Annotated in this window: 14 protein-coding genes and 1 pseudogene; 1 reads left to right on the top strand and 14 read right to left on the bottom strand. The window is 32.6% G+C overall.

The features are described from left to right. Nucleotides 1-38 precede the first annotated feature (38 nt). The 9 genes and pseudogenes from THESIDRAFT1_RS10005 to THESIDRAFT1_RS09965 all read right to left on the bottom strand — a co-directional run bounded on the left by THESIDRAFT1_RS10005 (nucleotide 39) and on the right by THESIDRAFT1_RS09965 (nucleotide 4,972). Nucleotides 39-284, bottom strand: a complete 246-nt coding sequence (locus THESIDRAFT1_RS10005) for a TM1266 family iron-only hydrogenase system putative regulator (RefSeq protein WP_006570311.1) — start codon at nucleotides 282-284, stop codon at nucleotides 39-41. Next, entirely contained in the window at nucleotides 274-759 is a 486-nt protein-coding gene (locus THESIDRAFT1_RS10000) for a DivIVA domain-containing protein (RefSeq protein WP_003869629.1), read from the bottom strand. The genes THESIDRAFT1_RS10005 and THESIDRAFT1_RS10000 overlap by 11 nt, the downstream gene beginning before the upstream one ends. 28 nt (nucleotides 760-787) lie before the next feature. After that, entirely contained in the window at nucleotides 788-1,534 is a 747-nt protein-coding gene (locus THESIDRAFT1_RS09995; RefSeq protein WP_003867668.1) for a YlmH family RNA-binding protein, read from the bottom strand. Continuing rightward, on the bottom strand, nucleotides 1,531-1,833 hold the full coding sequence (locus tag THESIDRAFT1_RS09990) for a YggT family protein (RefSeq protein WP_006570310.1): 303 nt from the start codon (nucleotides 1,831-1,833) through the stop codon (nucleotides 1,531-1,533). Before THESIDRAFT1_RS09990 ends, THESIDRAFT1_RS09995 begins: the two co-directional genes overlap by 4 nt. A 16-nt stretch (nucleotides 1,834-1,849) precedes the next feature. Further along, nucleotides 1,850-2,262, bottom strand: a pseudogene (locus THESIDRAFT1_RS12685) (cell division protein SepF). A gap of 3 nt (nucleotides 2,263-2,265) precedes the next feature. Further along, nucleotides 2,266-2,970 (bottom strand): YggS family pyridoxal phosphate-dependent enzyme, encoded by a 705-nt coding sequence (locus THESIDRAFT1_RS09975; protein WP_187293624.1) that lies wholly within the window; start codon nucleotides 2,968-2,970, stop codon nucleotides 2,266-2,268. A gap of 6 nt (nucleotides 2,971-2,976) precedes the next feature. Beyond that, nucleotides 2,977-4,164 carry a biotin/lipoyl attachment domain-containing protein gene (locus tag THESIDRAFT1_RS09970; RefSeq protein ID WP_006570309.1) on the bottom strand — a complete coding sequence of 396 codons (1,188 nt, stop codon included), beginning with the start codon at nucleotides 4,162-4,164 and terminating at the stop codon, nucleotides 2,977-2,979. Nucleotides 4,165-4,301: 137 nt separating this feature from the next. Beyond that, nucleotides 4,302-4,469, bottom strand: coding sequence for a tryptophanase (locus tag THESIDRAFT1_RS13040; protein ID WP_244262644.1), 168 nt, complete (start codon nucleotides 4,467-4,469; stop codon nucleotides 4,302-4,304). 125 nt (nucleotides 4,470-4,594) lie between these two features. Next, on the bottom strand, nucleotides 4,595-4,972 hold the full coding sequence (locus THESIDRAFT1_RS09965; protein ID WP_003869634.1) for a RidA family protein: 378 nt from the start codon (nucleotides 4,970-4,972) through the stop codon (nucleotides 4,595-4,597). Nucleotides 4,973-5,589: 617 nt separating this feature from the next. On the opposite strand from THESIDRAFT1_RS09965, the gene THESIDRAFT1_RS14990 reads away from it, so the two are divergent. Then, nucleotides 5,590-5,676, top strand: a complete 87-nt coding sequence (locus tag THESIDRAFT1_RS14990; RefSeq protein ID WP_129545180.1) for a transposase — start codon at nucleotides 5,590-5,592, stop codon at nucleotides 5,674-5,676. Nucleotides 5,677-6,203: 527 nt separating this feature from the next. Here the strand turns inward: THESIDRAFT1_RS14990 and THESIDRAFT1_RS09960 are convergent. The 5 genes from THESIDRAFT1_RS09960 to THESIDRAFT1_RS09940 all read right to left on the bottom strand — a co-directional run bounded on the left by THESIDRAFT1_RS09960 (nucleotide 6,204) and on the right by THESIDRAFT1_RS09940 (nucleotide 12,574). Next, nucleotides 6,204-7,238 carry an L-Ala-D/L-Glu epimerase gene (locus THESIDRAFT1_RS09960; RefSeq protein WP_006570308.1) on the bottom strand — a complete coding sequence of 345 codons (1,035 nt, stop codon included), beginning with the start codon at nucleotides 7,236-7,238 and terminating at the stop codon, nucleotides 6,204-6,206. Nucleotides 7,239-7,243: 5 nt separating this feature from the next. Beyond that, the gene (locus THESIDRAFT1_RS09955) at nucleotides 7,244-8,572 is read right to left on the bottom strand and encodes a transglutaminase-like domain-containing protein (RefSeq protein ID WP_006570307.1); all 1,329 of its coding nucleotides are present in this window, start codon (nucleotides 8,570-8,572) and stop codon (nucleotides 7,244-7,246) included. Between the two features lie 221 nt (nucleotides 8,573-8,793). After that, on the bottom strand, nucleotides 8,794-9,552 hold the full coding sequence (locus THESIDRAFT1_RS09950; RefSeq protein ID WP_244262643.1) for an HD domain-containing protein: 759 nt from the start codon (nucleotides 9,550-9,552) through the stop codon (nucleotides 8,794-8,796). Between the two features lie 527 nt (nucleotides 9,553-10,079). Then, nucleotides 10,080-11,423, bottom strand: coding sequence for a GntP family permease (locus THESIDRAFT1_RS09945; RefSeq protein ID WP_006570305.1), 1,344 nt, complete (start codon nucleotides 11,421-11,423; stop codon nucleotides 10,080-10,082). Between the two features lie 17 nt (nucleotides 11,424-11,440). Next, nucleotides 11,441-12,574: a glycerate kinase gene (locus tag THESIDRAFT1_RS09940; RefSeq protein ID WP_006570304.1), complete on the bottom strand. Its 1,134-nt coding sequence runs from the start codon at nucleotides 12,572-12,574 to the stop codon at nucleotides 11,441-11,443. Nucleotides 12,575-12,581: the final 7 nt, after the last annotated feature.

The raw sequence follows: 12,581 nt of genomic DNA, 5'->3' as shown, positions 1-12,581 counted from the left end.
TATAATACCACAAGTTTTTCGTCAATAGTATGCATATCTCATGCAGTCAGAGCAGATTTCACTTTTACCCCAGGAAGACTTCCAAGTTTACCAGTAAGAGCCCCTATTTCATCCGTTGTACCATCAACTATTAAAGCGATAACCGATACTCCCCTATCTTTATAGGGTATACCCATTCTCCCTACAATAATGTGGCCGTACTCACTCAATATGTGATTTACCCTATCTGCCACATTTTCTCTATTTTTAATTAATATTCCAACAACCCCTAATCTATTCTGCATCCTTCTCCTCATCCTCATCTGGAATCAATTCTTTCTCATCTATTGAAAGTATTGATTCCAACTGGGCTTCTAAAAGAGATTTAAATTTCGCTTTAAAAACATTTAATTGCTTGCGATATCTTTCTAACTCCATTCTTATTCTTACAACTTCTTGATTTGCCTTCTCTAATATTTTTTCTGCATTTTGTTGTGCATTTTGTATGATAAGTTGTGCTTCTTTTTCTGCATTTCTTTTCAATTCCTCTGCAGTATTTTGAGCAACAATCAAAGTATTGTTTAAAGTGTTCTCCATATTTATGTAGCTTTGAAGTTTTTCATTCATTATATTAATTCTATCTTTTAACTCCGCATTTTCTTTGTATAACATCTCATAGTCTTCCATAATTTTATCCAAAAACTCGTCCACTTCCTCTTCATTATAACCCCTAAAAGACCGCCTAAATTCTTTATTATGTATATCCATAGGCGTCAGCATAATATTTACCTCCTTTTCTTTTGTAACATTATATAAACCTTAGAATATGTACAGAAACGCGACCTTTTTTTGTATTACCTCTCACTTCTTCTAATCTAATTCTTCCAAAACCACGTAAAGAAATTACATCTCCCTCTTTTACTTCTGAAGAAGGGTCCTCTGTATACTCCCAATTTATTTGAAGAAGACCGGACTTTATAAGTTCTGAAGCCTTCGTCCTTGATATACCAAAACCTGCAGCTGCCACACTGTCAACCCGTAGTGAGGCTACGGTAGAAAAAATGTCCTTATATTTTATTTCAGGTTCTATCACATCTTTCAAGTCAATTGAATTAACTCTTACCTTCTCTTTCCCGACTTTAAAAAGGTTCATAAGTACATAACTTTCCACATCTTTATGTAACAATATGTCACATTTATCCTCTTTTACAATTATATCGCCTATTTTTTGTCTTTTTATCCCTAACCCTAAAAGTGAACCCAACACATCTCTATGAGATAGCTTAGAAAAATTGCCTTCAATTCTTACAGCGCAAATAGGGGTATCTTCCGGCTGTAAAAAATCGGGGTAAATAATTGCTATCTTTCTTTCTGCTAAAGGATATCCTCCATCTAGATTATAGTTTATATCTTGCTGTCGATACTTTAATATAGTTTTTTCAAAAATTTTTTGTTCAGAGAGGCTTAAAAAGTCTGTATATTTTACTCTTTTAGATTTTAAAACGCCTTTAATTATGTCTTCAAATCGGGATACAGTAAATTCTTTGTCCATCATATATACCTCATCAGTAATAATACTAATTTAAAAGCTAAAGGACGAACTAAATACTGAATCACCAAAATCGCCAAAACCGGCGAAAAATCTATCATTAAATTTCTTCCAATAGAAGACCTAAATTGTAATGTCCTAAAAGGCTCAAGTATTGGTTCTGTCGTTATGATCACAAAACGAGAAAGTGGATTTGACATATTCTCCATTCTTAGCAAAGATAAAATAACCCTTATCAATATAAGCCAATTTATAACTTCAAAAAAATAATCTAATGCTGTTAAAATTGCAAAATTTACAGGCAAAATCATTTCCTCCTTATCAATTTAGATTGTATAAAGAATTTACTTCATCTTTTATATCCCCTGTAATGTCAAAATTCTCAGGCGCAACTAAAAATATATAGCCAGATATCTTCTTTATCTCTCCATTAAGAGCATAGGCTGCACCGCTTAAAAAATCCACTACTCTTTGAGCTTCATTTTTGTCCATCTTTTGTAAATCTACAATCACCGGTTTTTTATTTTTAATTCATTGCATATATTCATCACTTGTTCAAACTTTTCTGGCTTTAAAATCAAAACTTTTACTTGGGTCTGTGTATGAATATTGACAATTTTAGGCTTTCTATCGTAAGGTATGACAGGTTGTAAAGAGTCTACTTCTTCTTTCTCTTCTTCTGGCTCATCGATACCAAAGAAACTCATTAATTTATCAATCACTTTTGAAGACATTAATTATCCCTCCACATTATATTGTCTTTGCCCAAAAATAGAAGTGCCAATTCTAACAATATTCGCCCCTTCTTCAACTGCTACCCAATAGTCATTGGACATGCCCATTGACAAAAATTCTACTTGTACATTATGTTGCTTAATTTCTTTTAGCTCTTCAAATAATTCTTTCATCTTTCTAAAATAGGGCCTTACCTCTTCCGGTGGAAGGTAAGGAGCTATTGTCATAAGCCCTCTAATTCTTATATTATCATATTTTTCCATTTCTTTAACAAAATTATGCATTTCTTCAGGAGGAATTCCGTATTTACTTTCCTCTCCACCAATATTGATTTCCACCAAACAATCTATTATGAGACTCTTTTGTTTAGCCCTTTTGTCTATTTCTTCTGCCAATTTAATACTATCTAAAGAATGTATCAACTTAACTTTGTCAATAATGTATTTCACTTTGTTTGTCTGTAAATGTCCTATAAAGTGAAATTCTACCTCATTTTTTAAATAAGGATACTTTTCATTTAACTCTTGAACCTTATTCTCACCTATGTCAGTTATTCCACAAGCAATAGCCTCTTTTATAGTTTCAACACCGAAAGTTTTAGTAGCTGCCACAATTAATATTTCCTCCGGATTTCTATTTACCTTTAATGCATGCTCTTTTATGTTTTCTTTTATCTTTCTTATATTTTCACATATAGTCGTATTTATCCCCCCTTATTTGCTCAAGTAATCCTCTCCATTTACCGCTATTTCGTCATACACTTTTAATCCAGATGTTTTATCAACGCTTTCTACAATCGCATATTTGCCATCTGTAGCCTTTATTACTACTTCTTTAAAAGTAGGAACTTTGCCATTTTTTATTACAAAAACTCCTTCTTTTCCTTCTTTTTGTACAATAGAAGAAAGAGGTATTTTAAGTCCATTGTACTCTTTAACTTTAACTTTTACATTTATTTTAGAAGTTTTATAAAAGTTGGGATATTCATCTATCATCTCAATTATTCCTATATATAATTTATCGTCACCTTTATAGGTTTTTATAACTTTTCCCCGCAATTCACCACCATAATTATCAATCAAAATTTTCACATTACTATCTTCTTTTAATAAGTCCTGTTGTTTTTCATTTAAAACCAACGCTAAATACCACTCCAAATTATCCACTATTTTTACAAAAGGGTAATCTCCTTTTACCTCTGTACTAATTTCTTTGGATTGAAAGTTTAAATTTTCAAGTTGTGTCGGATTTAAATTGAACATATCTTTTTCATGTAGAATACTTTCACTGCCATCGAAATAGTAACTTACAATTCCTGACTCTGGTGAATTTACAGTAATCACATTTTTTTCTACATATTTTTCTAAATACTCCTTTTGCTCTTTTAAGTTTTCAATTCTTTGGAGCATTATTGGCCCTTTACTTAAAATTTCTTCTTTTTTGGCTTTTAAGTCTTCAATCCTTTTTTGTATTTTATCTGCACCAGGGCTATTTTGCTGTATCGCATTTTGATAATTTTGCTCTTCTTTCTTTATTATGTCGTCTAATTTTTGAACATCTGAATAAAAAGGTATATTAGTATCCTGATTTTTTAGTTCTCTGTTTACCTCATCTAATTGATGTAGTTTTTCCTCATCAAAATCAGCAGAATAAACTTGCACAATAGGAGTACCTTTGGGAACTTTTTCTCCACTTGGTACAAGTTTTTTTATTTTACCATCAAAAGGAGCATTTATCATTATTTCATTTTTTATAACATATCCTTGGGCATTAAAGGCTATTAAAATACTTCCATAAGTCACTACTGTAGTTTTATTTTTGTTTGCAAAAGTCGTTATCCCTACTTTACTTATGTAAACTATCACCAATAATATAACTATAATTTTAGCTAACCTTTTCACATCTCTCACCTATCAATATATTCTATATAAATGCCGATTTTCCTTCTACAAATTTATGCATATATTCATTTTATCACAGTTTTCGATATTTTTATAGACAAAATAAGGAGATGGTGAATTGCCCATCCCCTTATTTTTTATTCTACCGGTTCTAATCTCGCAGTAAAATGCCTCGATATTGGCGGCTCATAAGTAAATCTATATCCTTTTATTTTATCTCTTCTTGCATAAACTCTTTTTACAGCCTCTGCTATAACATCCATATGGCTGTTAGTGTAAACTCTCCTTGGAATTGTAAGGCGCACAAATTTATTTATCGCTCTAGTTACAATTATACTGTTTTACCTAAAATTTCTTAACTGTTGATACCTCCTATTTTTATTTCCCCAGCTTGTAATCGTTTAATAATTCTTTAAAAAAAGAGAAAATTTTATTTATGTGCTACAACTTCTATTTCTATAAGCGCACCCTTAGGAAGACTTTTTACTTCAACTAAGGAACGGGCAGGTGGATTGTCTTTAAAATACCTTCCATAAATTTCGTTAATTTTAGCAAAATCCCCCATGTTAGTGACAAATACAGTTGTCTTTATAACATTGTTAAGGTCCATCCCCGCAGCTTTTAAAATCGCTTTTATATTCTCTAAAACCCTTTCCGTCTGCGCTTCAATACCTCCTTCTACAAGTTCTCCTGTAGCAGGATCAATTGCTATTTGCCCTGATGTGTACAAAAAGCCGTCTATCATGATAGCTTGCGAATATGGTCCAATAGCCTTTGGCGCAGCATCGGTGTTTATTATGGTTTTCATTTATTTTCATCCTTTCAGTAAAAGTGTTATACAATATGTAAAATCTGAATACATAGAATATTATATCATTAATATTTATGGCTTATCAATATTTTTTTAATGATTATAAAATTTTTTGCACTCCTTTGTTGTCAAAAATTTTAATATTAAACCCAGTGAAAAATAACGTAATATTGAAATAAAAAGAGAAAAATCTCATTTACCTTGAGTTTTTTAATGTTTTGGGCGAAAAATTGTGGATAAACTTAATTATTTAATTTTGACCTTCTTTGACCTTTATAATATTAATTAAAGTAGAAATACAATTTAGTATGTGCAGGAGGTGGTAAGTATGGTATTAAGGAGTGGTTTTCTCCCTTAATCGTACTTCCCATCTCTGCACTTCCCAAAAAATACATTGAAAAAGGAGAGGTGAGAAGTCCGCCTCTCCTTTTTTCATTTTTTAAAAAATTCTATAATGGTGGGTAATAACACCCTATTTAAAAAAATAGAGCACTTGTTCTAAATACCTGTTATATTATAATTGTTCAAATACTAAAAACACTCAAAAGGCCAGAATAAGTGCATAACAATTATATCACAAAACTTTTAAAAGCTGAAGATATAATCAAAATGTCATAACAAAAGTTAAAGTATCAAAGAGGGAGGCATATGGATATAGGAATTTTGAACGATTTAGAAAGAGGATACCTTATTGTGTGTAAAAAGGGTAACAAGGGAATATAAAAGCAAATACTGGATAGCCTCTGTATCAAATGAGGTCTAGAGTATAATGAAGTTATTTACATTTAATGTAAAATTGCTAATAATTACATTATGTTCTGATCTAAAAAGCAAGGGCAGGCATTCAGAAAACACCTACCCCACCTCTTGACAAAGAATTTTGATGGTGTAAAGAGAGAAAGTGTCTACAAAATGTCAAAGGAACAAAGAAAATATAATAAAATATAATGAAGAATACAAACAAAAAAGACTCAGGAGATAAAGAGAACAGAGAAGCTGTAAGAGAAGTCAGCAGAAACTTGTGCCACAATTGCGAAAATGTCACTATATCTCATTATTTGCCGTAAAGTTGCACTACATATACTGCCAAATACAAAAGGTGCACGTCTGCGAAAATAAGCAGAGGTACGCCTTTTGATTCGGATTTTTGATTTAAACATAGCGAAAATGAAAAAATCCGTACCACTTTAACTGATTTATACGTACTACTTTCAGCTCTTTGATTTTTTCATTCTTTTGGTATTATTTCTGATATTTTTTGTTCAAATTTTCCTCTGAATATTTCTTCTTTCATCATTAAGTGTGAATCTAAATCATGAAAATTAAACGCACCTGTTCCAAGTGCAAAATGCACACTTTGATTTATTCCAACACTTGACTCCGACATGCAACCTATCATAAGCTGTAAATTTGCAGCTTTAGCCATCTCAACAATTGCTAAAGCATCTGAAATACCCGACTTCATAAGTTTTATATTTATGTAGTCTACTGCTTCTTCTTTTATAAGCCTAAGTACATCATATTTAGTACGTGCACTTTCATCTGCTGCTACAGGAAATGGAGAATTAAACCTAACAAATTTTAAGCCATCTATATCATTTGCTAGAACAGGTTGTTCAAATACTGATACGTCAATTCCCATATTATATACCTTTTTAATAAATTCAACTGCTTGCTTATGAGTATATCCCATATTTGCATCAACAATATATTTTGCTCCTTTTGTTACCTCAAAAATTGATTCCATAACTTCAATATCTTCTGCTAAGTTTTCACCAACCTTGATTTTTATAACCCTAAAGCCCTTATTATATATAGATTTTGCTTCCTCTATACGATTCTTAAAACTATCTATTCCTACTGTTTTATCCGTTTCAATTTTATCCTTTGCACCACCTAATATCTGATAAACAGGAATTCCTATTTCTTCTGAAAAAGCATCAAGCACTGCATATTGAACAGCTGCCTTTAAACTTGGAGTTGCAAACATCTTATCCGTAATATCAAAAATTTTTCTATAGTTTTTCACGTCTATTCCTGTGATTGTTTCTTTTACAAAATTTTCAAATTGTAATAAAGCTTCTACTCTTTCTCCATTAACTCTAAATGAAGGCGATGCTTCTCCATACCCTTTTGCACCACTATCAAGGGTTACTTCTACCTCAATGTTTGTTGCCTCTGATGAAATGCTCCCAACGATATGAAATGGTTTATAGAAATTGTACCTTTTAAGTGTAAATTTTATATCCACTATTTTTCCCATTTTCTCTACCTCCGTATTTCTTTAAAATCTAATACTTGAATCTCATATTTAAAATCATAAATATTTTTATGCTCTGTTTCTGCTTCACCAACCTGATTATCATAAGGATCACTACGCCAGAATACTTTCTTGGGTGTAAAGTCTTTCATAAAATCAGAATTTGCCACCATTCTAAATGCATCAAGATTACCAAAATAGAATTCTCTTAATTCTTGATTGTTTTTATAACGCCCACCAAAAGATAGGTCGGCAGGAAGCCATCCATAAGGTGGTATAAAGAATAATGCCCAATCATGCGGTGACGCTAGGAATGGGGTTATATACCAGCCTGATTGCCATCTGGCAGGAATACCTACAATCCTGCAAAGAGTTATAAAGAAGAGCGCTTGAAATCCACAGTCACCTTTTAAATTACATGCAACAAACTCAGGAATATTTTCATATAATGCATAAGGATGTACATAAGAGTAGTTAACATTTAAGGTTATCCAATCATATATCTTCTTTGCCTTTAGATAGGGGTTTTTCTCATCTCCTACTATTTCTTTAGCAAGTTTCCTTAAATATGGTGTAAAAATTATATGGGGTGGTTCCTCTGATAAAAAGTCATAATTATTTATTTTTTCAGTATTTGCTGGGACAACTGTATTTACCCATTCTTTTATAACATATTCGAATTCTACAAAATATTCATCATCTTTTTTACCTTCAAAATAGATTGTTCTTTGAGGGATATCAGAAGATGCTAAAAAATACTTTTCATGACTTACTGAAACAAGTTTTACATCTTTCTGCTGAAATTCTTCTTTTGGAAATGGCAACCAAAGTTTCACTTTCTCTTCCTCGATGTCTTCTACAATTTTTAGAGAAATTTTAGCACGAACCTTATATTCTTTCGGCTTATCACCATTCAGAAGTTCTCGTAACCTATTGTCATTAAGATTTCGTGACTCTTCTCTACTTTTGTCTTTTTTCATCCTTTTCTGGTAATCCGGAATCGCATAAGCAATATTCTGAGCAAATCTTTCCTCATACATTCTTTTTCCATCAACCATAATGTAATCCAAAAATCCTTTATCAAGCAAAGTATAAAATTCTTCATTTGTAAAATTATCTATAAGCTCTCTTGCTTTGTTAATAGCTGTCTCCTCATTATAAGGATAATTCTTTAAAAGCCTTTTTACTCGCTCCTTTTCAAAAATTAATCTCATTCTAAGCTCATTTGGAAGTCTTTTTTCAAGCCATCTTTCAATGAGATGATTTGCTTGGTCAAAATTTCCTAAATATTCTTCACGAACAATTTCCTCTGGAAGCTTAACATTCATAAATTCCACGTTCTTTTTCCCCCTTTTTTATTTTAACATTTCGGTTTTTGCAGAACCCCAAAACCCTCATAAATTCAGGAGTTCTGCTATATATTTTCAAAGGAATTCCCACGCTTTTGTAGAATTCCTATATATGACAAACACAAAAACGAAACGGAGGAAATCCTATGAAAAACAAAGCTAAACAATTATCTCTTGATATTGTTACTAATGGCTTGGGTGTTTAAAGCCTACCAGCTTTTATGATAATGATTCTTTCTGCTATTGAAAAATCCAGTGTAAATGTCCATTTCAATTTCCTGATTGTAAGATCGGAAACTACTTTCTTCCTTCACATAAATTCTGGTGCCGTTTATCTTCATCAATACTTTAGAACCTCTGCGAGTAATTCCAGCTGAAAGGCCATCAATTAATCTGAAAAATCTGTACATTGGCAATAGAACCTCAGGGAAGTCGGACGGCAGTTCGTTTTCAATATGATGATGATACTTTATCAAATAATACACCTTATCGTCTATATTATATAACGCCTTGCTTAAATCAGCGCTTCGAAATGCATGAAAATAACCCTTTTCAAACGCTTCTTTCGGATTTACTATATCTCCTATCTTCAAGTCCGGCTGTACTTTCCCAATATCATGCAGGACAGCTGCCTCTACAAGTGCATTCTTATCCATCCCCGGCAATTCCATCAGACCTTGTCTAAAAGCGTCTGCAATTAATTTAAGCATGTTTACGACGTGCCTGAATCCACCATTTCTGATTACACCGGTTATCTTCACCATGCCTGTACTTTCGTCGTACTCATCCATATACTCTGGAACAGATTTCAGCCGTGCTTCTATACGCTGGTCAGGAAGCATAATCGAAAATGCCGTTTCCACTTCATTTTGACTACTTCTCAATTTTTGCATCATATTGTATTCCGCTGTTATATCAGTAAATGTAACTAAAAAGTTATTTGTCTCCCCTAAAATATTCGTACTCATCCTATAAAAGGAAATAATATTTATGTCCACATAGCCCTATCACCAGACAAGTATTCATCTTAGGTTAGTTTTTAGCTTGTATGTATGATAATTTTTATTGTAGATGACTCAACCTTTTTATCTGTTAAATTCATACAATGTATATAGATCTAACCTTGTATTTTTGTTTATAATACCCGCTTTCTAAACTTTTTTGCTTTTTTGATATTATTAAGCTTCTTATTCTTACATTCGCCTTTATTATACCATATCAGAATGTTTTGCAATATAGCAATAAAAAAATATACCCACAGTGTAAATAAGAGTAGTAAGGCAATATAAAAGCAAATACTGGATAGCCTCTGTATCAAATGAGGGCTAGAGTATAATGAAGTTATTTACATTTAATGTATAAAGTTGCTAATAATGACATTATGTTCTGATCTAAAAAGTAAGGGCAGGCATTCAGAAAATACCTACCCCAACTCTTGACAAAAAACCTATAAAAACTTCAACACCAAAGATTTTGGGTGCTTTATTGTGACATATTAAATTAAGAATAACGACAAAATGAAAACTGTGATTATTGCTACTATTCCCATTATTAGGGTTGCAACAGTTTGAGTCTTGTATGCAGTTTTAACATCTATCCCACCAAACTGAGAAACAACCCAAAAATAACTATCGTTTGCATGGCTAACGGTCATAGCACCTGCACCTATTGCCGCAACCACAAGGGCCTTTGCAATATCTGAAGTAAATCCTAAAGATGGTAGTAGCGGAAGCATTAATGCTGATGTCGTTATAAGGGAAACGGTCGAAGAACCTTGTGCAGTTTTAATTGCTGCTGCAATAATGAATGGCAAAAACATACCAAGATTTAATCCCGACAAAGTTTGTCCGAGATAATCACCTACTCCTATTTCTTTAATTACATTACCTAATGAACCACCTGCTCCAGTTATAATTAATATTGTTGCTGAATCCTTTATTGCTTCGACAATCCAGGAATTTAATGTTTCAGAACTTAAATTTGGTAAAAGCAAAAATGCAAAGAACATACCTATTAAAAGTGCATTTACAGGTGTTCCTAAAAATACAAATAGTTTATAAAAAAAGCCCTCTCCAAATGGTTCACCTGGGAACTTTGCGATTGAGCCAAGTGCCATTAAAATTATGGGAACAACAATTGGGGCAAATGATTTCCAAGCACTTGGAAGTTTTCCATACTTCTTTAAAACTTCCTCATAGCTTATGCTTTCATCAATACTAGCTTGATATTTTGAAGCAACTTTATTAGCAAATATATTACCTGCTATCATTGCTGGTATTACTACCAGAAGTCCTATTAAGATAACCAATAAAAGATTATTAAGTTGAAGATTTGAAGCAGCCGCAATTGGACCTGGAGTCGGTGGAACTAAAACATGTGTTGCATAAAGTCCTGTTGAAAGTGCTATAGACATTGCAACAAGAGATGTTTTCGTTTTCTTTGCTAAAGCTTTGTTCAATGAAGAAAGAATTATGAATCCACTATCACAGTAAACAGGGATAGAAACAATGTAACCTATAATACTCATTGCTATTGTAGGTCGCTTTTCCCCTACAAACTTAATAATTGTCTCAGCCATTTTGATTGCAGCACCTGATTTTTCAAGAATAGTTCCTATGATAACACCAGCTATTATTACTATCCCTATGCTTGTAAGTGTGTTACCAAAGCCTTGAGCAATTATGCCTGCAATTTTATCGGATGGCATAAATGCTGCAAAAGCTAAAAAGTATGATGCGAGAATAAGGGCTAAGAATGGATGAAGTTTAAACTTTGCTGTTGTAATTACGATAAAAAGAATAGCTAAGAATAAAATAAAGATTAAATATGGACCTGACATTAAAAACCCCCCTTTTTTTAAGCCTTTATGACTTTGATTAACCTAAAAATTCTCTCAGCAGATTTTTCTAACAATGTTGGTGCGTTTTTTATAGCATCTTCAAGGGACATTGGCTTTTCCATAATCGAAAAAACGCTGCTAACTCCAATCTCATAAAGTTTTTCTATATCTTCAACCGTTCCTGCTATTACAATAAACGGTTTATTATGCTTCTTGCACAATTTAGCTATTCCTGAAATTGTTTTCCCAAACGCTGTTTGAAAATCTACTTTTCCTTCACCGGAAATTACAATATCAGCTTCTTTTATTTTCTCTTCAAGCTTTAATGCCTCAATTATTATTTCTATACCACTTTTTAACTGTGCATTTAAAAATGCCATGAGTCCTGCACCTAAACCACCTGCAGCACCTGAACCTGGGACATCTATTATTCTTTTATTAAAATACTTTTCTAAAAGTTTACCATAATGTTCAAGGTTTTTATCTAAAACTTTTACCATCTCCTTTGTAGCACCCTTTTGGGGACCGTAAACTCTTGATGCACCATTTTCTCCAATTAAAGGATTTGCTACATCGCAGGCTACAATAAACCTACATTCCTTTAATCTATAATCAAGATTTGAAGTATCTATTGAATAAATTTTTGAAAGTGCGCCTCCTCCAAGACCTATTTCTCTACCATCTTTATCATAAAATTTAACTCCTAACGCTGTTGCCATGCCAGCACCACCATCGTTGGTTGCGCTTCCACCTACTGCTATAATGAAATTTCTGCAGCCTTTATCTAAAGCATCTTTTATAAGCTGACCGGTTCCGTATGTTGTTGTGATCATGGGATTTCTCTCATAATCCTTCAAAAGATAAAGTCCTGAGGCAGCAGCCATTTCTATAACTGCTGTTTCGCCATCACCTAATATTCCATAAAAACTTTCAATACCTCTAAATAGAGGATCTTTTACATTTGTCTTTATTATTTTTCCTCCAGTTGCATTAACTAATGATTCAACAGTCCCTTCGCCACCATCTGCCATAGGGACTTTCTCGATAACGGCTTCTGGGAAAACCTTTAAAATTCCTTTTTCTATGCTATCTGCAACCTCAAATGCAGATAAACTTCCTTTAAACTTATCGGGAGCTATAAGAATTTTCATAACATCA

It is taken from the genome of Thermoanaerobacter siderophilus SR4, assembly GCF_000262445.1.
Lineage (GTDB): Bacteria > Bacillota > Thermoanaerobacteria > Thermoanaerobacterales > Thermoanaerobacteraceae > Thermoanaerobacter > Thermoanaerobacter ethanolicus.
The sequence above is the reverse complement of the archived record's forward strand: the minus strand, read 5'-3'. Positions and strand labels throughout refer to the sequence as shown.